The 25382-nt window shown below is 38.2% G+C and carries 22 protein-coding genes and 1 pseudogene; 12 read left to right on the top strand and 11 right to left on the bottom strand.

Features of this window, described 5'->3' with window-relative positions; genetic code table 11:
- Positions 1–12: 12 nt before the first annotated feature.
- Positions 13–750, top strand: a complete 738-nt coding sequence (rlmB, locus tag ACN0TV_RS00355) for a 23S rRNA (guanosine(2251)-2'-O)-methyltransferase RlmB (RefSeq protein ID WP_417358982.1) — start codon at positions 13–15, stop codon at positions 748–750.
- A 32-nt stretch (positions 751–782) separates the two neighbouring features.
- Here rlmB and ACN0TV_RS00350 read toward each other — a convergent pair whose 3' ends face one another.
- Positions 783–1589, bottom strand: a complete 807-nt coding sequence (locus ACN0TV_RS00350) for a rhomboid family intramembrane serine protease (RefSeq protein WP_417358980.1) — start codon at positions 1587–1589, stop codon at positions 783–785.
- A gap of 99 nt (positions 1590–1688) precedes the next feature.
- Between ACN0TV_RS00350 and ACN0TV_RS00345 the strand changes: the two genes are divergently transcribed.
- A complete protein-coding gene (locus ACN0TV_RS00345) occupies positions 1689–2966 on the top strand; it encodes a replication-associated recombination protein A (protein ID WP_417358978.1) in 1278 nt (425 codons plus the stop codon).
- Between the two features lie 21 nt (positions 2967–2987).
- Here ACN0TV_RS00345 and ACN0TV_RS00340 read toward each other — a convergent pair whose 3' ends face one another.
- The 10 genes and pseudogenes from ACN0TV_RS00340 to ACN0TV_RS00295 all read right to left on the bottom strand — a co-directional run bounded on the left by ACN0TV_RS00340 (position 2988) and on the right by ACN0TV_RS00295 (position 13045).
- Positions 2988–3785, bottom strand: a complete 798-nt coding sequence (locus ACN0TV_RS00340; RefSeq protein ID WP_417358976.1) for a hypothetical protein — start codon at positions 3783–3785, stop codon at positions 2988–2990.
- 15 nt (positions 3786–3800) lie between these two features.
- Complete coding sequence (locus tag ACN0TV_RS00335; protein ID WP_417358974.1) at positions 3801–5228, bottom strand: DUF5723 family protein; 1428 nt, start codon at positions 5226–5228, stop codon at positions 3801–3803.
- An 87-nt stretch (positions 5229–5315) separates the two neighbouring features.
- Entirely contained in the window at positions 5316–5984 is a 669-nt protein-coding gene (locus tag ACN0TV_RS00330) for a hypothetical protein (protein WP_417358973.1), read from the bottom strand.
- A gap of 37 nt (positions 5985–6021) precedes the next feature.
- On the bottom strand, positions 6022–6717 hold the full coding sequence (locus ACN0TV_RS00325; protein WP_417358971.1) for a YjjG family noncanonical pyrimidine nucleotidase: 696 nt from the start codon (positions 6715–6717) through the stop codon (positions 6022–6024).
- Positions 6698–8011, bottom strand: a complete 1314-nt coding sequence (locus ACN0TV_RS00320; RefSeq protein ID WP_417358969.1) for a polysaccharide deacetylase family protein — start codon at positions 8009–8011, stop codon at positions 6698–6700. The genes ACN0TV_RS00325 and ACN0TV_RS00320 overlap by 20 nt, the downstream gene beginning before the upstream one ends.
- A gap of 1 nt (position 8012) precedes the next feature.
- Positions 8013–8711 (bottom strand): RadC family protein, encoded by a 699-nt coding sequence (radC, locus tag ACN0TV_RS00315; protein ID WP_417358967.1) that lies wholly within the window; start codon positions 8709–8711, stop codon positions 8013–8015.
- 141 nt (positions 8712–8852) lie between these two features.
- The gene (locus tag ACN0TV_RS00310) at positions 8853–10208 is read right to left on the bottom strand and encodes a UDP-N-acetylmuramate--L-alanine ligase (RefSeq protein ID WP_417358965.1); all 1356 of its coding nucleotides are present in this window, start codon (positions 10206–10208) and stop codon (positions 8853–8855) included.
- Positions 10209–10289: 81 nt separating this feature from the next.
- Complete coding sequence (locus ACN0TV_RS00305; protein WP_417358963.1) at positions 10290–10808, bottom strand: DUF4136 domain-containing protein; 519 nt, start codon at positions 10806–10808, stop codon at positions 10290–10292.
- A 79-nt stretch (positions 10809–10887) separates the two neighbouring features.
- The gene (obgE, locus tag ACN0TV_RS00300; protein WP_417358961.1) at positions 10888–11904 is read right to left on the bottom strand and encodes a GTPase ObgE; all 1017 of its coding nucleotides are present in this window, start codon (positions 11902–11904) and stop codon (positions 10888–10890) included.
- A 33-nt stretch (positions 11905–11937) separates the two neighbouring features.
- A pseudogene (locus tag ACN0TV_RS00295) lies at positions 11938–13045 on the bottom strand (adenylate kinase).
- A 272-nt stretch (positions 13046–13317) separates the two neighbouring features.
- On the opposite strand from ACN0TV_RS00295, the gene ACN0TV_RS00290 reads away from it, so the two are divergent.
- The 10 genes from ACN0TV_RS00290 (at position 13318) to clpP (ending at position 25332) form a co-directional block, all read left to right on the top strand.
- Positions 13318–14487, top strand: a complete 1170-nt coding sequence (locus tag ACN0TV_RS00290; protein WP_417358959.1) for a 5-(carboxyamino)imidazole ribonucleotide synthase — start codon at positions 13318–13320, stop codon at positions 14485–14487.
- A 449-nt stretch (positions 14488–14936) separates the two neighbouring features.
- A complete protein-coding gene (locus tag ACN0TV_RS00285) occupies positions 14937–15812 on the top strand; it encodes a CPBP family intramembrane glutamic endopeptidase (RefSeq protein WP_417358957.1) in 876 nt (291 codons plus the stop codon).
- Between the two features lie 498 nt (positions 15813–16310).
- Positions 16311–16796: a 5-(carboxyamino)imidazole ribonucleotide mutase gene (purE, locus tag ACN0TV_RS00280; protein ID WP_417358955.1), complete on the top strand. Its 486-nt coding sequence runs from the start codon at positions 16311–16313 to the stop codon at positions 16794–16796.
- 140 nt (positions 16797–16936) lie between these two features.
- On the top strand, positions 16937–18970 hold the full coding sequence (locus ACN0TV_RS00275) for a M3 family metallopeptidase (protein ID WP_417358953.1): 2034 nt from the start codon (positions 16937–16939) through the stop codon (positions 18968–18970).
- Positions 18971–18996: 26 nt separating this feature from the next.
- Positions 18997–19767, top strand: a complete 771-nt coding sequence (locus ACN0TV_RS00270; RefSeq protein ID WP_417358951.1) for an alpha/beta fold hydrolase — start codon at positions 18997–18999, stop codon at positions 19765–19767.
- A gap of 111 nt (positions 19768–19878) precedes the next feature.
- A complete protein-coding gene (locus tag ACN0TV_RS00265) occupies positions 19879–21129 on the top strand; it encodes an OmpP1/FadL family transporter (RefSeq protein ID WP_417358950.1) in 1251 nt (416 codons plus the stop codon).
- Between the two features lie 21 nt (positions 21130–21150).
- Positions 21151–22623, top strand: coding sequence for a G-D-S-L family lipolytic protein (locus ACN0TV_RS00260; protein WP_417358948.1), 1473 nt, complete (start codon positions 21151–21153; stop codon positions 22621–22623).
- A 92-nt stretch (positions 22624–22715) separates the two neighbouring features.
- Positions 22716–23057 carry a phage holin family protein gene (locus tag ACN0TV_RS00255; RefSeq protein ID WP_417359936.1) on the top strand — a complete coding sequence of 114 codons (342 nt, stop codon included), beginning with the start codon at positions 22716–22718 and terminating at the stop codon, positions 23055–23057.
- A gap of 186 nt (positions 23058–23243) precedes the next feature.
- Positions 23244–24566, top strand: coding sequence for a trigger factor (tig, locus tag ACN0TV_RS00250; protein WP_417358946.1), 1323 nt, complete (start codon positions 23244–23246; stop codon positions 24564–24566).
- 88 nt (positions 24567–24654) lie between these two features.
- On the top strand, positions 24655–25332 hold the full coding sequence (clpP, locus tag ACN0TV_RS00245) for an ATP-dependent Clp endopeptidase proteolytic subunit ClpP (protein ID WP_417358944.1): 678 nt from the start codon (positions 24655–24657) through the stop codon (positions 25330–25332).
- The last annotated feature ends 50 nt before the right edge of the window (positions 25333–25382 follow it).

Here is a 25382-nt window from a genome sequence, read left to right as displayed (position 1 = left end):
TACCTTTACCCCATGGAAGACAACTATCAAATATTTGGGATAAGAGCCGTTATTGAGGCTATCCAATCAGGGAAAACCATCGATAAAGTTTTTATTCAAAAAGGGCTTCAAGGAAATTTATTTCAGCAGCTTAACACCCTATTAAAACAAAATGAAATTGGCAGTTCATATGTTCCGGTTGAGAAATTGAATCGATTGACCAAAAACAATCACCAAGGGGTGGTTGCTAATATTTCTCCGATTGAGTTTTATGACTTAGATACCTTGGTCACCCAAACCCTAGAATCTGATGTAACTCCCCTATTCCTTTTACTTGATCAATTGTCGGACGTACGTAATTTTGGTGCCATTATCCGTACTGCTGAATGCTGCGGCGTGAATGGGGTCATAATCCAAAGAAAAGGTAGTGCGTCTGTAACTGCAGACACCGTTAAAACCTCAGCAGGCGCTGTATTCAGAATTCCAATCTGTAAAGTAGATCATATTAAAGATGCCGTTTTCCATATGCAGGCCAGTGGTATACAAGTTGTTGCGGCAACTGAAAAAACTGAAAATGTTATCTATGACGTGGATCTAACTACGCCAACTGCAATTGTTATGGGGTCAGAAGATATAGGTATTGCCCCTTCTGTTCTAAAAGCAGCAGATCAAAAGGCTAAATTGCCTTTGCTTGGAGAGATCGGTTCTTTGAATGTATCGGTGGCTTGCGGAGTATTCCTATATGAAACGCTTAGACAACGAATGGCATAAGGCCAATCATACTTTTAAATTTTTCCCTTAGATTATGACTCAGTATTATCAGTGGGTCTAGGTTTGTAGTGATATATGACCTTGAACTCATTTGTCTTCTTTTGAGGATTTACCGAGGATTGTTCTACCTCCTTTGATGGCGTCACTACTCCCTTTTCCTCTAGATCTTCTAACTCACTAAAGGGAATGAAGTTTCCGTTTTCATCAAATTGTCTGAGAAAAGGATCGTTGGATTCATTATAATCTTCCCGCTCCCAGGTGTATTTTTCCTTTGGAAGTACGGCAGATTTAAAGTATATAGCCATAAGAAGTCCTGCTACAAAACCAGATAGATGCCCTTCCCAGGAAATTCTGTCTTCAATTGGAAACATATACCAAAACATACTGCCATATGCAAATACTACAATTAATGATAGGGCTATTAACCTTCGATTGCCCGCAAACACACCTTTAAAGAACAAAAAACTTACGAGTACATATATTACTCCACTTGCGCCAATATGGTATGAGGGGCGTCCTATGGCCCAAGTCAAAATACCACTGAGTAGAACGCCATAAAGCAACACCCTCCAGCTAATTTTTTCGTAGAAGTAAAAAAGAGCGGCACTTAAGATCATTAATGGAAGCGTATTACTATACAGGTGATCAACAGAACTGTGAATAAACGGGCTGAAAATTACACCTCTGAGTCCTGAAATGGTTCTTGGGTAGACACCCCACTTATTAAAATCAAAACCAAAGGACAGTTCAAACCAGTAAACGCTCCAAATCACAATTCCAAAGAGCATTGGAAAAATGAGAACGTTAGGTGAAAATATAAAAGGTTCCTGTCTATTCATAATTAGGAATCATTCAAAAACAAGTCCACTTTAAAAATACTGATAATTTGTCAGAAAGCTATTGTCTGACTTCCTATTAAAAATCCGTAATTTTGGGTTATGAATAAACCTTTAGCAGAACGTATCAGACCCAAAACCTTAGAGGATTATATCAGTCAAAGTCACCTTGTGGGAACTGATGGTTCACTCACGAATCAGATCAAGAGTGGAACCATCCCCTCTTTGATACTTTGGGGACCTCCCGGTACCGGAAAAACAACGCTGGCGAACATTATAGCTCAGGAGAGTAAACGGCCGTTTTACACCCTGAGCGCCATTAACAGCGGCGTTAAAGATATTAGGGAAGTCATCGACAAAGCAAAACAAAGCGGCGGCTTGTTTACCACCAAAAATCCTATCTTATTTATCGATGAGATTCACCGTTTCAGTAAGTCTCAACAAGATTCGCTTCTTGGCGCTGTAGAAAAAGGATGGGTTACCCTGGTAGGTGCTACCACTGAAAATCCAAGTTTTGAGGTCATCCCTGCCCTATTGTCTCGTTGTCAGGTATACATCTTAAATGCTTTTGGCAAAGAAGACCTAGAACAGCTATTGCGTCGGGCAATGAAAGAAGATCCGGAATTGTCCAAAAAGGAAATTATACTAGAGGAAACTGAAGCCTTGCTACGACTCTCGGGTGGTGATGGTAGAAAACTTCTTAATATTTTTGAGCTTCTCATCAATTCTGAAGATCAGGACAGAATTGTCATTACAGATGAACTGGTAACAAAAAAGGTTCAAAAGAACACCGTGTTATATGATAAAACGGGAGAACAACACTATGATATCGTTTCTGCATTTATAAAATCCATTCGAGGTAGTGATCCTAATGGTGCTCTATATTGGCTTGCTCGTATGATAGAAGGCGGTGAAGATGTTAAATTTATTGCCAGGCGTATGTTAATCTCAGCATCCGAGGATATCGGTAATGCAAATCCTACTGCGCTCATTATGGCCAACAACACCTTTACGGCAGTAACCACTCTTGGATACCCGGAATCTAGAATTGTTTTAAGTCAGTGTGCTGTATATCTAGCCACCTCAGCTAAAAGTAACGCATCTTATGAGGCTATAGGGAAAGCTATAGCTTGTGTTAAACAAACTGGAGACCTCAGCGTGCCTATGCATTTGAGAAACGCTCCAACGAAGCTTATGAAAGACCTAGGCTATGGGGATGATTACAAATACGCGCACAGTTACGAGAATAACTTTGCAGAACAAGAATTTCTACCACAAGAAATCTCTAACACCACCTTTTATACTCCGGGAAACAATCAACGGGAGAACGCCCTTCGGGATTTCTTAAAAAGACGATGGAAAGACAAATATAGGTATTAAGCCTTATTTGAAAACATTGTACTAAAACTTGATATTAAGTACCTCTTGCTTTAAGGTCTGTCCTTCATAGTATTCTGCTATCCAACGGCCGTCTTTCTGATACACAAAACCATTTCCGCCTTGAATAAGGAAGTAATTTGGCTGTGTAGTTTTGGTGAGCTTATAAATCACTTTAGGACTACTGTCAACCAGTTGAAAACCGTTAGCTGTTGGCTGTGCATAAAGAACTTCTGTAACCTGATCAACTGCATTAGCAGTTGCAACTTCAACTACTTTAGCCGGAACTTGAGCAACTGGCGCCTGAACAGCTGTAGTGGGTGCTTGTGCAGCAACAGGAACTTGAGCAACTGGTGCTTGAGCAGAAGCAGGAAGCAACGCCACATTATTCTCCGCAGGAGTGTAGTGATAATTTAATCCGCGTACGGAAACAAATGCATCTTTAATGGCATCCTGATAAGCTCCTTCGTATTCTTTAATTTTACTTTTACCTTCTTCTGAAGTATATACAATTAGACCTTGACAATTCTTAAGGGTAATATTCAACTTAGTGCTGAATAGGTTAGAATGATCCTCAATATTGGCTATCAAACCAAGACATGGATTCATTCGTAAGTCTTGTGGTTGATTGTCATCATAAATGGCGGTGAAACCATTTTTCTCAAATAGAAACTTAGTAAACGTATTGACTCTGTACTGATTCGGTTCCTTTAAAAAGTCGAATTTTTTAGGAACAACAATGTATTTGTACTGATTAATGCTTTCTTGAGCACTGATGGAAGCTGTGATAAGGAACAGTCCTAATAGTATTAATTTCTTCATGACTTTAATTCAGATTTACTTTTTCACCGGAAATACATAATTCAATCCCGTCTGAAGTGACAATGTATTGGCATCTGCTAAATTACCTAATTCTAACAAATTATCCGCTAATAAATAGAAGTTAAAGTTAGCAAAATGAGTGGATATTCCAAGACCCACATTAGTTTTTGAATATTTATCTACCGTATATGTTGCTTTAATTCTGAGTGGTTCCCATATTTTTCGGTAGTAAAAGGCTGTTAATGCCATCTGAGGATAGCGCGGTCTTTTCTCAGCAAAAAACTGTAATCCAATCGCGGATGGTGGCTCATTACTGGTAGTACAATTACAAGGTTTATTGGACCTGAAATACCCAAAGCGGTACATCGCGGAAGCGTAAAACTCAACAGGTCTCATAGTCGTATAGGAATCCGTATTGTCCGTTCTTTGGAAATCACCTTCGATGACCTGGAATAAATCATCCGGGTCTGAACTATTGCTATTTGTCCCATCAAACCCGTAAGTACCTGTGACTACGTAATTTCGAACATCATCTTTATGATTGATAAATCCTAAGTCCAATATACTGGCAGAATATGACCAATTTTCACTGGGTTCATAAGTAAACCCAATATCAATTCCTACACCCAGGTTTTTAGTAATAAATGGCCCCTCTGCAAATACTTTTCTATGCAAGTCTATAGCATCACTAACCGGATCTACATTACCGTCAAAAATATCATCTCGAATATACCTGTATACTTCTTTTAACCTTTCATTACTGGAAGTATGAACGACGGCGTCACCATAAAAAATCTGATCTGATTCTGCACCACTACCTACAAAACCTTTATTATTGGTAGAAGTAACGTCCATATTACTAGAATAGAACTTAAGACGTCCTCCGATAGTCCATTTTTCATTGAGCTCGTGTTGTAGTCCAACATGTAGTACCGTGACAATTTCACCTTTAATATTCGCATCTGCTAAATTATAGTAATCCCCGGTAGAACCCTGGTTTCCATAATACCCTAGATAAGCCAAATCCTCCGGCCAGTAGTTGAAGAAGTCTGCTTCTTTATATAGTCCAAAGCTTATAAAGTATGTATTGAATATACCTCCAATTTCAAAGCCGGCATTGAGTATTTCAATATGCTCCGATGCTCTCTGTGAATCATTACGATCCAATCTGCCGATTACATACTCCAACCGCTGATCCATATTATCAAACTCTCCATCCTCAAAAGCATCATACACAGAGATCCCACTACTTGAAGCTCCGCCGTAGAGTCCAGATATTAATGGAACACCAATATAAGCACGTCCTGGTAGTTTACCTCCAGGATTCAACATTAAAGCTTGCGGTATCTCTGAAAAATTATAAAGCAGCTGCTTATTTTGGGCATAAAGACCCACCATAGACATAAGGAAAAACAGGCAAACTATCGATCGATTGTTTAACATGGTAATACAAATTATAAGTTCAAGTAGGACGTTAGGGCGTCATCTTTTTCGAATTAATATCGAATTTTCGGTTCAAGCAATCGTTGTTTATGGTAATCCTTCACTAGTATCATAACTAAAATTAAAAATTCCATTAGCATTAATGGTTAAAGACCTATTGGGGTCTGGATAGAGATCTTCATTTGGATCCATAGTGAATTTAATTGCAATTTCCACCGCTTTTTTAATATCCGCAGCATCATAAGAATAGCTAACAACTGATTCTACAATCCTCCCGCCGACTGAGGCACTAATACTACTTTCTCCGTGTGTTTCAGATATATTAATTTCTTTTTTGTCTTTGTCTAGAAGGTAAATTTCAATACCAAATTCACTATTAATTGTATTGGTGAATGTAAATGTCAACACAGGTGTTGCTGCTCCGCTTTCTTTATCTACACCATCAACCAGGTATTTCAGGATTCGTTCTTCAGAGGTTAAACTAATTGGTTTCACAATGGGATTTGGTAATTGAAATGGATAAAATCCGGGGGGAGCTGCTTCTGGCATGTACCCGATTGGGGGTGGAAGATTATCCTCAAAAATTGCAACCATATCTTCTTGAGTTATTTCTGCCTTCAATAACTCGATCTTCATTTGCGGTTCAAGTGTAATGTCTTTAACACCGTTAAAATCCATTTCTTTCACACAAGAACTCATCACCATAAGAAAGGTGACTAGGATATAAAACTGGTGATTTTGGGCAAATCTTTTCATAACAGTTTAACGGTTAAGCTAGTCTATTTATTGTAGATTAAAGATAATTTTTTATCTGAATTAATCCCTGAATTTCAATTGTAGATTTATCATTTTTTGGAATTAATGGATTGAAATACAGTGTATGCATACCTACATTCTTCGCTCCAAGTATATCTACTTCATAATTATCGCCTACCATAAGAGCCTTTTCAGGCTGTACGTTTGCAAGGCTCATAGCTTTCTCAAAAATCACTGGATTTGGCTTTTTAAACCCTGCCTTTTCTGAATCCATAATCACTTCAAAATAGTGATTAATACCGGAGTTCTTCAACTTACCTTCTTGCACTTCTGCAAAACCGTTAGTGATGATGTGAAGCTTGTATTTCGGTTTTAAATAATCGAGGATGGTTTCTGCATGCTCAAATAAATGATTAAAGGTGGAAAGGTATTTGATGTAGTCATCAGCAAGTACATCAATATCCTGATCAGTGACAGATACTCCAATCTGGTCAAAACTCATTTTTAGTCGCTGATACCGAAGCTCCTCTTTTCCGATCTTATCCAATTGATATAGCCCCCATAATCTTGTATTATTTGGAACGTATACCTTGAGAAAATCAGGCAGGTGAATTTGTAGATTGTACTTCTTAAATATCTTGTGATAGGTGAGTTCAGAATTTCGTTCAAAATCCCATAGCGTATGATCTAAATCAAAAAACACATCGGTTATTTCAAGTTGCTTGTTCATCATAATTGGGGTTCATTTTCAAATACTTTATATACAAATCTCTCCATGAGTTGCGCTGGTTGAGCTGTAAGATCTCATTGGAGAACACCACATTAAAATCACCGTTGACTTCTTGTACGATCTCGGATAGTTCTCTTATTTTTTCTTCTGCTTTACTCACGCTTTTAAACTTATACAAACTAGTGTATTGCATACAAAAGCTATTGATAAGCAAGGGGATTTGTTCTTCAAAACTAATATCGTAAAAATAGAACGGGCTACAGGTTCCTGCTCTAAAGCCCACCTCATTGGTATATCCCATGGTGTAGTCTTCATTAAAACCGGCATCCACCATTAACCTATAGGTGTCCGGTATATTCAACCTGTTAAAACGTTGACGCACCCTTTTAACCGGTCTGTTAATGGTATTGATAAGTCTGTTGCGCTCCTTTTTTAAAATGACCAAATCATCAAAACCTTTATAAGATGCCATCAGAGACACTATACTATAATCGGCTACAGACTTTATTAAGGTTTTAAAGCTGGAATTAATAACTGAAATATTCTTGTCGTAATTCGAATAATCTGCCATTAAAAAGAAAAAAACGGCCTCGCATTGGTATTGTTTATGAAGCTGGTTGATGCGAAAGAAAAAGTCATAAGGATCTTTCCGGAATCCCAAAAGAACAAGGTATCGATCAAGCACCTTGGACAACCTGAATTTAAACAGATCGATAAGGGTAGCTCCTATAGTACGGATCACTCCTTTTTTTCGATACGCATAGGCTACAGACACATCCATAATTGAGGTCTGTTTGTAGACGTTGCTTTTAAACTCTAACTCAGGGAAACGTCTTTGAAGTGCAACTTTTAAGCGCTTTACCCAAAGGTCCACGACGGGTATTTCTAAAAAATCATTTTGAAAGGCTAAACTCTCACTAACCGGAAACCTTCCGTGTTCGTCTTTCACATGAGGCAAGTATTCTTCATAACGACTCAATAAATAAAAACTCGCTGAGAAGATATCATAAGGAATCACACTGCCTTCAGTAGTTGGAAAAAAACAAGGTAATCCATCCCAATCATGAATCGAAATTTCAACATCAGAAATTCCTTGTTCAAATAAAAGTTCGTTACTTTTTATAAAAAACTCATTCTGTAAAGGCTGCCTTGTATAGGTAATCTTCGGCCCTTTATGGGCTATAAAATCTTCAACTTTAGTAGTGATGTTCATATCGACATTTAGCATTCTAGAAAAGATATGCTTCATGATATAATTAACTCGCGGGGTGATTTTATAAGTATAAACTAACAACATATTAAATGAATCCTTCGTCTTGGAAACTAAAGTAAGATTTTTCAGTTACAATAAGGTGATCTAGAAGCTTAATATCCATGGAATAGCAGGCATTTTTGATCTTTTCAGTAATTTCTCTGTCTGCTGTACTGGGCTTAAGTGTTCCGGAAGGGTGATTGTGGGCTAGAATGATAGCCGTGGAATTAATCACCAAGGCTTCTTTTAAAAGTAATCTTACATCCACCAAAGTACCCGTTATCCCTCCCTTGCTTAACTGAAAGACATTAAGTACCTTATTGGCATTATTGAGATAAATTACCCAGAATTCTTCATGAGGTAAATCACCAATTCGAGGTTGCATAAATTCATAAGCATCTTTACTGGCCTTTATACCGGTCTCCGGTGTCGCCTTAGCCATTCTTTTCCTTCTACCTAGCTCCAATGCCGCAACGATAGCAATTGCTTTGGCCTTCCCAATTCCGCTAAATTGTGATAATTCTTCAATGGAAAGTCTGCCCAATACACTGAGACTGTTACGTGAAGTTTTTAAAATCCTTTTGGATAAATCTACTGCGCTTTCGTTTCGATTACCACTACCGATTAGTATCGCAACGAGTTCCGCATCGGACAGCGCATCCTTACCCTTTAGAAGCATTTTTTCCCTGGGTCGATCTTCTGCATTCCAGCTTTTTATGGTGGTTTTTGGAGTATTCACTTTCATAACCTAAAGGTATTGAACATGCCTCTGAGTTCTACTGGAGCGCAAAGTGACTTATCAACAAAAAACAGCTGTCGAAGTATGTTTTTAGTAAAAAAGTCCAAGCATTACGAGTTTGGTCGATGTACCTGGCTATTTGGCTTTTTAGTGAACTTTTTCTTTTAATTTATCCATGTCCAATCCACCATAAGTCCCACTACTCATTAAAAGCAATGCCGTATTTTCAAGATCCATGTTAAGGATAAAGTCACTAAAATCTTCAGCCTCAGTGTAAATGATTAAATCCTCACGTCCAAAGGCATCTTTAATCTGCTGCTTGCTAAGGGAATCGAGTTTTTTAATCCTTAGTGCCTCCGGGGTATAGAATACTACGGCGGTATCGGCTTCATTTAAACTATCTTTATACTCTTTTATAAAAGTAGCATTTAAGCTACTATAGGTATGTAGCTCTAGACAGGCCACGATGGTCTTGTTTGAATATTGTTCCTTTACGGCGCCCAGGGTTGCTTTCACCTTACTTGGAGCGTGTGCAAAGTCTTTATAGACAACAGTTTTCGAATTCTCAGCAAGTTTATCCAGGCGTTTAGACGCTCCTTTAAAACTGGCAATTGCTTCGTAAAAATCATCTTGATCCACACCCATATGTTGACAGATCCATTTCGCACCGGCCAAATTACTCAAATTATGCTTTCCAAACACTTCAATGGGCATAGAACCTTCTGGTGTCTCTAAATAGGTAACCCCGACATCTATTGTATGCTCTGGTGTGTAGTACGGTATTTTTCGAATTTGATTTTCAGAGTCATGTACCACCTTCGCTACTTCAGGATCTTCAGCATTATATGTAATACTTCCGCCCTCTACTATAGAATCTACATAGATCTTAAATTGCTCCACATAATCTTCAAAGGTCTCAAAGACATTGATATGATCCCAAGCAATACCACTGAGTAGTGCTATGTTGGGTTTGTACAAATGGAATTTTGGTCTTCGATCTATAGGGGAAGACAAATACTCATCGCCCTCCAAGACAATAAAGTCATTATCCTGGGTAAGTTTTACCATAGTATCGAAGCCTTCTAATTGCGCTCCGACCATATAATCTACATCCTTGTCATGATAGTCCAATACATGAAGAATCATAGCTGTAATGGTTGTTTTACCATGACTTCCGCCAATTACAACTCGAGTTTTGTACTTACTCTGCTGGTAAATAAACTCAGGATAGGAATAAATCTTAAGACCCAATTCTTGTGCTCTTAAAAGCTCCGGATTATCAGCTTTTGCATGCATCCCAAGAATTACAGCATCTAGAGAATGATCTATTTTTTCCGGGAACCAACCGAAGCTTTCCGGTGAAAGTCCTGCGGCTTCTAATCTGGATAAGGAAGGTTGATAAATCACATCATCGCTCCCGCTAATGTGGTATCCTTTGTGTTGTAGTGCCAAGGCTAAATTGTGCATGGCGCTGCCTCCTATGGCAATAAAATGTATCTTCAAAGTATTGGAATTCTACTGATGTTTAACACAAGCAAAGATACACATTCGACAACCTTGCACAAAGGCATCAAAAAACAATTTCTATCGTGGAGGATACTTTGAGAATACCTTATCCACTACGGCTTTCATTTTAGCCTCACGAACCAAGGGAGTCATGGACTCTGATATGGTAGTCTCACTGACGGCTTGCCATATCAAGTCATCATTCATCACATCGATAATGTCAAAAATAATTTCGCGATACTGGTCTTGCTTATCAACGGGAATTCCGACTGAAACTCCACCTCCTATATTTCGGTTGGTTCCGCCGATTCCAATACCTACAGCGCTATTTACAGGTTTAGGTCTGCTTGAGCTTTTTATATTGATGAACAAATCTGGAGATTCACTAGTTTTGAATCCTCTGGCGTGCATTAAACTATCAACACTTCTGAGTAGTCTTTTTTCGTCCAGTTGACTCAACCCACTACTCATAGAGGGATAGTAATTGTAGGTTTGAACTTCTGAAAAATCAAAATTATTGTCATAGTCATAAGCCACTTGGATACCACAACCGGCAACAAGTAAACACAGGACAATTACTGCAACACGTATTTTCATCACTTTTAATTTAAGGTATTTATGTTTTACACAATATTAAAACATTTACCGTACTAAAAATACGAATAAAACAGGCAATTTAGATCTTTGTCTCTGCTTTGTTTAGCATTTTCCATAGCTCATCTTTCAACTGCTGTATACCTTGCTGAGCTACAGAGGAAATGAACATATAATTAACATCTCCAAATTGAGAGTCAAGTTGCGCTTTCATTTCTGATTTTAATTCATCATCCAGCATGTCTGATTTTGAAATTGCAACCAAACGATCTTTATCTATGAGTTCCGGGTTGTATTTCTGCAATTCATTGAGCAGAATTTCATATTCCTCATAAACGTCTTTGGCATCTGCAGGAACTAAAAACAACAGGGTAGAATTTCGTTCGATATGTCTTAAAAAGTAGTGTCCCAATCCTTTTCCTTCAGAGGCCCCCTCAATAATTCCGGGGATATCTGCCATAACAAAGGTTTGGTAGTCTCTGTATTCAACAATCCCTAAATTTGGTTTTAGGGTAGTGAATTCATAATCACCGATTTTTGGTTTTGCAGAGGTAATTACAGAAAGTAATGTTGATTTACCGGCATTTGGAAAACCGACCAATCCAACATCGGCCAAAAGTTTTAATTCCAGTAATATCTCTAATTCCTCTCCCGGAAGTCCCGGTTGGGAATATCGAGGCGTTTGATTGGTGGCAGATTTAAAATGCCAGTTACCCAATCCGCCTTTTCCACCGTTAGCTAAGATTTTTTCTTCATCATGCTCGGTGATTTCAAAAAGGACTTCATTGGTCTCCGGGTCTTTAATTTGAGTACCTAAAGGCACCTCAAGATATACATCCGCTCCGTCTGCACCGGTACTGGTTTGTTTACCGCCATTTTCGCCATGTCCTGCTTTAAAATGTTTTTTAAACTTAAAGTGGTACAGCGTCCACAGATCTTTGTTCCCTTTAATGATGACATGACCTCCACGGCCACCGTCTCCTCCATCCGGACCACCTTTAGCAACATATTTTTCCCTGCGCAAATGGCTGGAACCTTGTCCTCCTTTTCCGGATACAACATTAATTTTTACATAATCTGTAAAATTTCCTTCTGTCATCTAAATAGAACTTACGTAATTGTTTTAAATTTATTAAAGTGCGTCAATAATTGCACTTAGGCGTTGTGTTATTTCTCCTATGCTACCAATACCATTCACACTGTGAAATTTGTTTTGTTCTTGGTAGTATTTTATTAGTGGAGCTGTTTTATCGTTGTACTCCTCAAACCTATTTTTGATTTTAGCCTCATCCTGATCATCGGTTCTTCCGCTAACCTGTCCACGTTCCAAAAGTCTTTGAATCAAAACATGATCATCAGCCTCCAGAGCTATAGTAGCATGGATTTTCATGCTTTTTTCTTCTAGTAGCCTATCTAGTGCTTCGGCCTGAGCATTGGTACGAGGAAAACCATCAAAAATAAATCCGGCAGCATCCGGGTTCTTTTCAACCTCATCCTTCAACATATCAATAGTAACCTGGTCCGGTACTAGATCTCCTTTGTCGATATATGATTTCGCTAAAGTTCCAAGTTCTGTTCCATTTTTGATGTTGAAGCGAAAAACATCACCGGTAGAAATGTGTTTTAGATTGTATTTTTCCTTTAAAAAGTTCGCTTGCGTACCTTTTCCTGCACCCGGTTTCCCGAAAAGCACTAAATTGATCATATTAATTCTCTTTTATTTGATAAACTTCGGGTAGGTTTCTACCCAATTCGTCATAATCAAGCCCGTATCCCACGATAAATTTGTTTGGGATTTCAATACCGACATAGTCTATATTGTATTCACCTGAATAGACCTCAGGTTTATAAAACATTGAAGCAATTTTAAACCGTTTTACATTGATATTGGAAAACATGGAAACGAGTTCCTTTACTGTTTTTCCCGTATCAATGATATCTTCAAGTATCACTACGCTCCTACCTTCAACATTATCCGGAACATCCAATAAGGTCTTTACAATCCCGGTAGATGAAAATCCGTGGTATGAACTTAGTTTCACAAAGCTAATCTCACAAGGCTGATCGTATTTCTTAATGAAATCAGAAGCAAACATAAAGGCACCGTTAAGGACGCAAATAAAAATGGGCGTTTCTTCCTTAAAATCTGCTTTTACGTTTTCCACTATTTGGTCAATAGCGGCATCGATCTCCTGTTTAGAGATAAAAGGTTCAAAATATTTATCGTGAAGCTTGATCAATTGTCTTAAAATTATAAAGTTGCAAAGATACTATTCCATATTTGTTTTCTCCTTAAATTTAGTCGATTTAAACAATTTTTTATAGATTTTCACAAAAAATCATCCTATGACTAGTAATTTGCACTATTAAACAAATTTAAATCAGCCTTGAGCATTCATTTAAAGGGCATTTAAACATTGGATTTTCACTTTTTACTGTACTTTTGCCGTGTCACTAAACAAATGATTGTTTCGCTATAATTCGATTTATATAAATTAGGTATTTTAAAGGCATGAATTATTTTTCATCAGATTTTAAACTTGGTATTTTAGGAGGTGGTCAACTGGGTAAAATGCTACTCTACGAAACTCGAAAATTCGATATTCACACCCTAGTCTTGGACCCTAGTCCAGAGGCACCTTGCAGCATCGCTTGTAATGAATTTCAGTTGGGAGATTTGATGGATTACGATACCGTTTATAATTTTGGACTGCAGGTAGATGTACTCACTATAGAAATCGAAAATGTAAATGTCGATGCATTAGAAGCCTTAGAAAAGCAAGGTAAAAAAGTGTACCCTTCTTCTGCTACTCTTAAAAAAATACAGAATAAGGCGAAACAAAAGTTATTCTACAGGGATCACAATATTCCCACTGCGGATTTCAGTCGTTTTGCTTATGCAGATGAATTGCTTTCTGCCGTAAAAAATGAATCCATTGCATTTCCGTTTGTATGGAAAAGCGCTATGTTCGGATATGACGGACAAGGCGTTAAAGTCATTCGTACTTATTCTGATTTAGAGGGACTTCCAAGCGGGGAATGCATTACCGAAAAGATGATTCCTTTTAAAAATGAATTGGCAGTGATCGTATCCAGAGACGTTCATGGTAATGTCAAAACCTATCCCGTAGTAGAGATGGAATTTCATCCACAAGCCAATCAGGTGGAATATGTCATTTGTCCTGCACGAATTGAAGAATCTGTGGCTAAAAAGGCTCAGTTAATCGCCTTAAAAGTTTCACAAGCTTTTCAACATGTTGGCTTACTTGCAGTGGAAATGTTCCAAACCCAGAATGACGAGATCTTGGTCAATGAAGTTGCTCCACGACCTCACAACAGCGGTCATTACAGTATAGAAGCCAGTTACACCAATCAATTTGAACAACATCTTCGAGCAATCTTAGGTCTTCCTTTAGGAGAGACAAGAAGCAAGCTTGCCGGAATCATGGTTAATCTGGTCGGTGATGAGAATTATAAGGGGGCTGTCATCTACAAAAATATCGAAAAGATCATGGCCATGGAAGGTGTTACTCCTCATATCTATGGTAAACGAGAAACCCGGCCTTTCCGTAAAATGGGTCACGTCACTATTGTAAATGAAGATATTGCAAAAGCCAGGACTATCGCTGAACAGGTGAAAAACAGTATTCGGGTAATTTCGGATAATAAAATTACTGGGTAGTGAACGTACTCCCTCTAAATCATATATTATAGAGTGAGAATTTCGCGATTTTTAGTTAAAATTTTAATTTACCATTGGCAGAGAATTATGGCGGGCAATTAACAGCGTTATAGAAGACTATTTCCAGTACTAAATGCTACATAGGTTGGGTTGAAGCTCGCTGTTGGAGGCTAGAAAACACATATTACAAACGCAGTAGAAAGCAGCTTAAAACTAATCAAAAATTACTCGCCTAATTGAAGTTAATACAGTAATGCGTGTTTATTTGTACTCGTCTACAATAATTAAACTGAAATCAACTGTAAGGTATAATTATAAAGCGACGACTTATAGAAACCTATTCGCATACTTTAAATCAAACTAATCGCAAATTACATTCCTCATAACAAATCAACTATAAATCCCTTGTTTTTAAACTTTGGAGCCAACTAAAACTCAACTAAATAAAAATGAATAATAAAAATATTACACGAAAAATTCTTCACTTTCCACTGACTAAAATAATAGTAGGAATTTCCATTATAGTTGGGTTATTTGCTTTATCAAAAAATTTATTAGGAAAAATTTTTCAAACTAATTTATTGAGCAATGATTTAATAAATTTAATTGTTAATATTATTTCGAGTATTCTAACCATAGTAGCATATATCTACCTTTATAAGTATTATGAAAAAAGAAAAATAACCGAGTTTTCGACTAATGGAATTGCGAAAAACCTATCTTTGGGTATTCTACTTGGGGCGGTTGCACAATCTTTAACCATTCTCGTAATTTATTTCGCAGGAGAATACTCAATTGTGTCCGTAAACCCAATTCTTTACATACTTCCAGCTTTGGGTATGGCATTTTCCTCAGCAATATTTGAAGAAATTCTATTACGAGGTATATTATTTAGAATCGTAGAAGAAAAATTAGGAAGTTATATTGCTTTATTCATTTCCGCTCTCATATTCGGATTACTACATCTCCTTAACCCAAACAGTTCTTTAATCGCTGGGATTGGACTTGCAATTCAAGCAGGCTTATTATTAGGAGCTGCCTACATATATTCGAGGAACTTATGGTTTCCGATTGCGATACATTTTGCATGGAATTTCACACAAACCGCCATTTACGGAGCTAATGTGTCTGGTAATGCGTTGTCTAAAACCTTGATTACATCTAGGATAAGTGGTTCGGAATGGTTTACAGGCGGACAATTCGGCCCGGAAGGCTCGATTCAGGCGACTGTTTTTGGGCTTTTGGCGAGTGTATTTCTTTTGTTTCTAAGTCACAAAAAAGGAAATATTGTAAAACCGTATTGGAAAACCACTATTACCAGTTAGACAAAATTAAAAGCTATCAAGAGTAAAAGATTTATATAAAAAATACAAGAGATAAATCATTAATACTCAATATTATAACAAGTTGTAGGTGATTTTTGAAATTATTCTACGGTCTTTCAATACATCAAACCTATGGCTTATCAATCAGATATTCACATATGACAAAATTTACAATTATAGCATTCATTGCATTTACTCTTACTTCTTGCGATGTTGATAGCCTACCAGAGTAATCTGGAGATTTCTTAAATCAATTAGAAAATGCTATTCACGATTTTAAAATACTGGCAAAGAAAACACATTCAAAACTCCGTAAGGGTTTTTTTGAAGGAGAATTCACATATCGCGAATAGTGATATGTAATATACACTTGGTAAACCACAAAATTTGCACGTATTCAAAGTATTTAAAAACCTCCTATTAAAAATAAACCTGGCCTAAGAAGTTCTTCTTGAGGCTTCTTTGTACATTTGTGTCTGAAAAATAAATTAAACAAACATGGCCAAAGTAGCTGTTATTATGGGAAGCACAAGTGATCTTCCTGTTATGCAAGACGCAATAGACATTTTAAAAGAATTGGGAATCGAAGTTTTTGTAGATATTGTATCTGCACATAGAACCCCGGAAAAAATGTACGAATTTGGTAAAAATGCACATTCCAACGGAATTTCAGCAATCATCGCCGGAGCCGGTGGTGCAGCCCATCTTCCGGGAATGGTAGCCTCCTTATCTCCTCTTCCTGTGATTGGGGTTCCGGTAAAGAGCAGCAACTCTATTGATGGATGGGATTCTGTCCTTTCTATATTACAAATGCCTGGTGGAGTTCCTGTGGCCACTGTTGCTTTAAACGGTGCTAAAAATGCTGGTATTCTTGCAGCACAAATTGTTGGTGTAGCTGACCTTAAAGTTCGTCAGAGCATCATCGATTACAAAGAATCCTTGAAAGAAAAAGTAATTAAGGGTGCTCAAGAACTGAGGCCTTAAGTTAGTAATACCGGAAAGTAATAATCGTTGTTTGATCTACGATTCCTTTTTGGATACTTCCAATTGTTAATCATTTGTAAAGGCAAGGCGCTATTTGGGCAAAGCTTGTTATTTTGTAGCTATTCATAAAATTAATACTCATGTCAAACATACTCAATCATACATTTAATACCCCTTATACAACTGCTCCTTTTTCTCAAATTAAGAATGAAGATTATCTTCCCGCCATTGAGAAGGAGATTCAAAAAACAAAAAGTGAAATTGATGTAATTTGCAACGATCCTGAGTCACCAACATTCGAAAATACAATTGAAGCTCTGGAATTCACCGGAGAACAATTGGATAGAATCACCTCAATTTTCTTCAATTTGAATAGTGCTGAAACCAATGAAGAGATTCAAAAATTGGCTCAGAAAATATCTCCACTACTCTCAGAATTTGGAAATGACATTCGCTTAAATGAGGTTTTGTTTGACCGCATAAAGAAAGTGTGGGATAGCAAAGATGAACTCTCACTCAATGGAGAGCAAAGTATGCTTTTAGAAAAAACCTATAAGAGTTTTTCCAGAAATGGAGCCAACCTCCCGGAAGATAAAAAAGTAACCCTTAGAGAGATTGACGCTAAGCTTTCGAAATTAAGTCTGACATTTGGCGAAAATGTATTGGCAGAAACCAACGCCTACACCCTTCATATCACGGACAAGGCGAAGCTGAAAGGCTTACCTGAGAGCGCAATAGAAACGGCGCTTGAGGAGGCAAAATCTCAAGATAAAGAAGGCTGGGTGTTTACACTGAACTACCCTAGTTATATTCCTATGATCACCTATGTAGATGACAGGAACCTACGAAAAGAGATGGCTTTAGCCTTTGGTAGTAAAGCTTTCAAAGGTGGAGAACATGACAACCAAGAAATCATCAAACAAATAGTACAGCTTCGTCAGCAAAGAGCAGCATTATTAGGTTTTAAAACCCATGCTGATTTTGTGCTTGAAGAGCGTATGGCTAAAAGTCCTGAAAAGGTAAACAACTTCTTAGAGGATTTGCTTGAAAAGGCAAAGCCAGCAGCGCAAAGAGAATTCAATGAATTACAGAATTTTGCCAAAGAAACTCACGGAATCGAGCAATTGCAGAAATGGGACTCTGCCTATTATACTGAAAAACTAAAACAACAACGCTTTGATCTGGACGATGAAAAGTTGAAACCTTATTTTAAACTTGAAAATGTTATCCAGGGTGTTTTTACCATAGCCGGAAAATTATACGGACTTCAGTTTGAACAAAGCTCAGAAATAGATGCTTATCATACAGATGTAAAAACCTATAAGGTCTTGGACGAAAACGGTGAGCTTAAGGCCATCTTTTATGCCGACTTCCATCCCCGACCAGGTAAACGAAATGGCGCTTGGATGACGGTTTACAAACGACAGTTCCGAAAACATGGAATCGATTCCAGACCTCATATCTCCATAGTGTGTAACTTCACAAAACCGACAGCGACCAAGCCATCCTTACTTACCTTCAATGAGGTAACAACTTTATTCCATGAATTCGGTCATGCCCTTCACGGAATGCTTGCCAACACCACCTACCCTAGTTTGAGTGGCACCAGTGTATACTGGGACTTTGTGGAGCTTCCTTCTCAGGTCATGGAGAATTGGTGTTTTGAAAAAGAAGCCTTAGAACTGTTCGCCAAACATTATCAAACAGGGGAGGTTATCCCTATGGAATACGTCAAAAAGATCAAAGAGTCGTCAACCTTTATGGAGGGTATGCAAACGGTGAGACAGTTAAGCTTCGGTATCTTGGATATGAGCTGGCATGGCATTGATCCAAAAGGTATTGAAGATGTAAAATCATACGAGGAAAAGGCGTTCCAATCCACCAACCTATTCCCGCAAATTGAACAAACCTGTATGAGTACTTCATTCTCCCATATTTTCCAAGGAGGCTACTCTTCCGGGTATTACAGTTATAAATGGGCAGAGGTATTGGATGCTGATGCTTTTGAATTCTTCAAAGAAAAAGGCATCTTTAGCAAAGAGGTAGCGACAAAGTTTAAGAATACCGTTCTCTCTCAAGGCGGAACACAGAATCCAATGGACTTGTACAAACAGTTTAGAGGACAGGAACCTCAGCCTGAGGCATTGCTAAGAAGAGCGGGATTATTAAAATAATCCCATAATCTAAAACTATTGAAACTATGGAGTTACTACATTCAAAAATACTAGGTCAAGGATCCCCGTTAATTATAGTACATGGATATTTAGGCATGGCAGACAATTGGAAAACCCTAGGCTCAAAATATGCCGATGAAGGTTTCGAAGTTCACCTATTGGACATGAGAAACCACGGTCGAAGTTTTCATGCTGATGAATTCACCTATGAACTCATGGTAGAAGACGTCTTAAGGTATGTCAACTCCAAAAACTTAGATAAGATCAATATCTTAGGACATTCTATGGGCGGGAAGGTTGCTATGCTTTTTGCAACAAGCCATCCTGATATGGTGGACCACTTATTGGTTGCCGACATTGCTCCAAAATTCTACCCCGCTCACCATCATCGTATCCTCGAGGGATTAAACGCTCTTGACTTTTCAACAATTTCTTCCCGCTCTCAAGCGGATGAAAAACTCGCTGAATATCTTTCAGATTGGGGAGTGCGTCAATTTTTACTGAAGAACCTCTACTGGAAAACCAAGGAACAATTAGATTTAAGAATCAACCTTGAGGTGTTGAGCAATGCTCAAGAAGAAGTTGGGGAGCCTTTACCTTCGACAAACTCCTTTGACGGGAAAACATTATTTTTGAGAGGCTCAAAGTCGGAGTATATACATCCGGATGACAAAACCGAAATACTGCGCTATTTCCCCAATGCAAGTATTGAAACCATTGATAATGCCGGGCACTGGCTGCATGCCGAAAATCCAAAACAATTTTTTGAAAAATCTATGGCTTTCCTTAATGCATAATGCAAGATTTAAAGGCTTTTTTGTAGTAATTTGTTAAGTATTGTGTGCTTTTTGAGGATTAATGTTATATTTTTGGAAGTACAAAGTGCTAAATCAAACATTTTAATGCCCATGAAAAAAATAATGCCATTAGTCATTGCATTGCTATGCTTTTCGCTGAGCTATGCCGGAGGATATCGAATTGCTCTGCAAGGGCAAAAACAACTTGCTATGGGACACACCGGAGTGGCCGTTATCAACTCTTCAGAATTGGTTTTTTTCAACCCTTCCGGACTTACGTTTCTAAACGAAAAATTCACCGTCAGTGTCGGTGCTAATTTAGTTTTCGCCAATATTAGTTTTCAAAACGAAACCTATGGCTGGCACACCGAGGATAAGAATGGTGCCGCCACTCCTTTTAATGTTTATGCCGCCTATAAAATCAACGAGTGGTTAAGTGTTGGTTTAGGAATTTACACACCTTACGGAAGCGGAGTGGAATATCCAAAAGACTGGGAAGGATCACATTTGATCAACGACATCAGTCTTGCTTCGATATTTGTACAACCCACAGTGGCATTCAAAATCAATGACAAAATCAGTATTGGCGGTGGGCCTATTTTTGCCACCGGTAATGTAAATTTTAACCGAAATATTGACCGGACAACTTCAGATGTCAATGGAAACCGAACCAATGTCACCATTGATAAGAAGGGAATTACAGCTTGGGGTTATAACCTGGGTTTAACTGTAAAACCGGATGAGAAACTAACGTTAGGTATAAATTATCGCTCCAAAATACAAATGGACGCTAAAAATGGAGAAGCAGATTTTCAAAATGTTCCGGAAGCCGGAAACCTTCAGGGGCAATTCGACCATGTCACCTTCAATGCTTCTTTACCACTCCCTGCAGAATTAACAGTTGGTGCTTCATATGCAATCAACGAAAAATGGCTTGTTGCCTTTGATTACAATAGAGTGTATTGGAATGCATATGAGAACTTGGATGTTGAATTCAGCAATGGACAATCTTCCATTAACCCTAGAAACTACAAAAACTCTTCTACTTACCGCCTGGGGGTCCAGTACAATGCTACACCAAGATTGGTATTAAGAGGGGGTTATTATTTTGACGAATCACCTGTTCAATCTGGTTATTTTGCACCGGAAACACCTCGAAATGATTCCAATAACTTCACGGGCGGATTTAGTTTTAAGGTCAGCGATCGATTGGCCATTGATGCTTCGTTCCTTTACATCCATTTTGATGAAATTGAAGAGTCTTATGACTACTACCAAGAAAACGGTCAAAACGTTCCCTTTGGCGGCATCTATAAGAACAATGGTTTTGTACCCGGACTCGGTTTAACCTACGGATTTTAAGCACTCAAAAAAGCGATACAAATGAAAAAATATTTATATACAATCCTTACTGTAAGTTTGATTGTCGGATGTCAACCTGAATTTAACGACCCCGTAAATGAAGTTGATTTCTACACCAGTGGCCAGGCCGATTTCTCGAACTATGTGGCTGTCGGAAATTCATTGACCTCAGGATATGCTGACAATGCGCTTTACCTGGAAGGACAATTAAACTCATTCCCCTCCATGCTGGCAGTTAAATTTGCTTTAGCAGGCGGAGGCGATTTTGTTCAGCCCTTAGTCAATGATAATCTAGGTGGCCTTTTAGCTAATGGACAACAGATACAAGCTAACCGTCTCGTATTGCAGGTTAGTACCAACGAGCAGAATCCTGTTCCTATCGAAGGAACACCGACTACGGACATTGCCAATCATCTCGAAGGTAATTTTAATAATATGGGAATTCCCGGTGCTAAAAGTTTTCACCTTTTAGCAGACACCTATGGGAATATTGGTAATTTACCAGCAGCTAATCCTTACTTTATTAGAATAGCTTCTTCTAACGAAGCTACAGTAATTGGTGATGCAGTGGCTCAAAACCCAACATTTTTCACTTTGTGGATAGGTAATAACGACATTTTAGGTTTTGCTACCTCAGGGGGTGTTGGTGTGGATCAAACAGGAAATCTTCAACCATCAACCTATGGAAGTTCAGATATCACAGATCCTAACGTCTTTGCAAATGTCTATAATGAGCTACTTAAAGCCCTTACGGCTAATGGCGCTAAAGGAGCTGTTGCCAATATCCCTGATGTGACTTCCATACCATTTTTCACAACAGTACCATATAACGCTATTCCCTTAGATGAAGCTACCGCATCTACGCTTAACCAGGCCTATGCCCCGTATAATGGCGGTTTACAACAAGCGGTTTTGTTTGGGGCAATCACCCCTGAAGAAGCGGCTCAACGTACCATAACATTTGCAGCAGGACAAAACCCTGTTGTTTTACTGGACGAGGAGCTGACAGATTTAACCTCTATAAATCCAGGGCTAACCAATATGCGTCAAGCCACAAGTCAGGATCTTATTCCACTTCCGGTTTCTTCGGTACTCGGTACCCTGGCAGATCCTTCAAATCCAAGCTCTGTAATTGGAGTTGGGGTGCCTTTAAATGACAGCCAATTACTTACAGCTTCTGAAATCGAATTGGTAGTTACAGCGCAAACAGCATACAACACTGCCATCAAAGCCTTGGCCCAAGAATATGAACTCGCTTTTGTTGACATTCAAGCTCTGATGAACACTTTAGCCCAAGGGGGCGTGTCTTTTGATGGAGGCACCATCACCAATACCTTTGGAACCGGAGGTGCATTTTCTTTAGACGGTGTTCACCCAACCCAACGTGGATATGCCGTAGTTGCAAATAACTTTATTAACGCTATTAATGCTACATATCAGGCTGATATTCCAATGGTAAATCCGGGAAGTTATCCGACCATATTTGTGAAATAGTAAGGTACACACCTTAGGATATTTAAGCGTCTATATTGATATAGGCGCTTTTTTTGTATCTTTAAGTACAAACCAATAATAAAGTTTTAATGATGAAAATGATTATCAAACTACTTTTGACTGCCGTAGCGGTGGTAATTCTGGCTAATGTACTGTCGGGAATCCAGGTTGACGGTTATGTCACAGCCATTATTGTGGCCGTGGTCTTGGCGTTATTAAATTTGCTGGTAAAACCGCTTCTGGTTATTTTGACCCTACCGGTAACCATACTAACACTGGGGCTGTTTTTACTGGTGATTAACGCCGTGGTTGTTTTAATTGTGGACTTTTTAGTCCAAGGATTTTCAGCGGATAGTTTTTGGTGGGCACTTATTTTTAGTGTTCTTCTCACTATCTTACAATCCATTTTTAACGCATTAATCACGACAGATTAACGGCAAAGCTAGCGATAATAGCACCGCTATATTGTTAGTGAACTTCACGCGCAACCAATATTACTAATAGGCTGAAAAACAAAAAATAAGAATTTGTTTTTCAGCCTTTTAAAAAACTTGGTTAACTTTCTAAAATGTATTACTTTTGCCTGCCCGTTTACAGGGCTATTAAATTTTTTACAGCGCATGGATATTACTAGAGAGCAAATAGACAATTTAAATGCAATAGTTAAGGTTGCAATTACAAAAGATGATTATAGCGACAAAGTTGCTAAGATACTGAACGATTACCGTAGAACGGCAAACATTCCCGGATTCAGAAAAGGGCACGTTCCTATGGGGTTGGTGAAGAAACAATACGGTAAGGCTGTATTGGTTGATGAGGTTAACAAATTACTTCAGGAATCTTTAAACAAGTATCTTACTGAAGAGAAACTTGATGTTCTTGGAAATCCACTTCCAAAGGCTCAAGAAGATTTGGATTGGGATAATGAAGATTTTTCTTTTGAATTTGAATTAGGTCTTGCTCCGGAATTCGATGTGGAGTTAAAAACCAAAAAGCCAATCACTCATTACAAGCTAATTGCTGATGATAAGATGATTGATGAGCAAATCGACAGCATCGCTAAGCAATATGGGAAACTTATTTCTCAAGACGAAGTAAGCGAAGATAGCGAGGTTACCGGAACATTCAGCAATGAAGAGGAAGGAATCGAAAACAAAGCTACATTGAGCTTGGATAAACTTAAAGGAAAGAGAAATCTAAATAAATTTGTAGGCGCTAAAGTTGGAGACACTCTAGAGCTTAAAACTAAAAATCTTTTTGAGGATGATCACGATTTGATGAACTTCCTTAAAGTAGATCACGATAAGGCACACGACTTAGAAATCGATGTGAAATTCACCATCGAAGAAGCGAACAAGAGAGAAGCTGCTGAGTTAAATCAAGAGCTTTTTGACAAACTTTTTGGAGAAGGTGTAGTTACTTCTGTTGAAGAGTTACGCGCTAAGATCAAAGAAGATGCAGAAAAACAGTTTATTCAACAAGCGGATCAGAAACTCTTGAATGATATCACTGAGCAATTGATCGAAGATACTAAATTTGACCTTCCGGCTGAGTTCCTTAAAAAATGGATCCAAGCTACAGGAGAGAATGAATTGAGCAACGAAGAGGCTAGTGAGGAATACGAAAAATCTGAAAAAGGATTGCGTTACCAACTTATCGAAGGTAAAATCATTAAAGACAATGATGTTCAAATCACTTATGAAGAGCTTAAGGATTATGCTAAGAAATACGTAGGTTCGCAAATGGCGCAATTCGGGCAAATGAATCCGGAAGAAAGCGTATTAGAAGATATCGCATCACGTGTGTTGTCAAACCAAGATGAGGCTAAGAGATTATCTGAACAGTTGATGAGCGAGAAGCTAATCAACGTATATAAAGAAAAAGCCAACTTAAAGTTGAAGGAAATGAGCTTTGAAAACTTTGTTAAAGAAGTATACAGCTAATTCCAAGTAAAATATTTTTAAGTATCTTTAAGGCGTTAAAAAGTAAGTTTTAACGCCTTTTTACGTCTTAAAATATTAATAGAATCATATGAATTTAGATAAAGAATTTAAGGCATTTGCCATAAAAGATCAAGGAATCAACAGTATGTATTACGACAAGATCGTAAGTGCAATGACTCCTGTTGGTCTTACACCAAATATTATAGAGGAGCGTCAGATGAACGCGGTTGCCATGGATGTATTTTCCAGACTCATGATGGATCGTATCATATTTATGGGTACCGGAATCAATGATCAGGTAGCCAACATCATCCAGGCACAGTTGTTGTTTTTAGAAAGCACCGATGCCTCTAAAGACATTCAGATCTATATTAACTCTCCCGGAGGGAGCGTTTATGCAGGTCTGGGAATTTATGACACCATGCAGTACATCAAGCCTGATGTAGCTACAATCTGTACAGGTATGGCCGCTTCTATGTCTGCTGTTCTACTATGTGCAGGTGAAAAAGGTAAACGCTCTGCCCTACCACACAGTAGAGTTATGATTCATCAGCCACTTGGTGGTGCCCAAGGTCAGGCCAGTGATATTGAAATCACTGCTAGAGAGATCTTGAAATTAAAGGATGAACTATATCAAATCATTTCAAATCACTCCGGGCAAACGATGGAAAAAGTGATCGAGGATTCTGATCGTGATTTCTGGATGAAGGCTGAAGAGGCCAAATCCTACGGTATGATCGATGAGATCCTTGCTCGAACCAAATAACACCCCATAACTAACCACCACAACAGCGACTTAAAATCTATTTTTAATAG

The organism is Galbibacter sp., from assembly GCF_048266365.1.
Classification (GTDB): Bacteria; Bacteroidota; Bacteroidia; order Flavobacteriales; family Flavobacteriaceae; genus Galbibacter.
The sequence above is the reverse complement of the archived record's forward strand: the minus strand, read 5'-3'. Positions and strand labels throughout refer to the sequence as shown.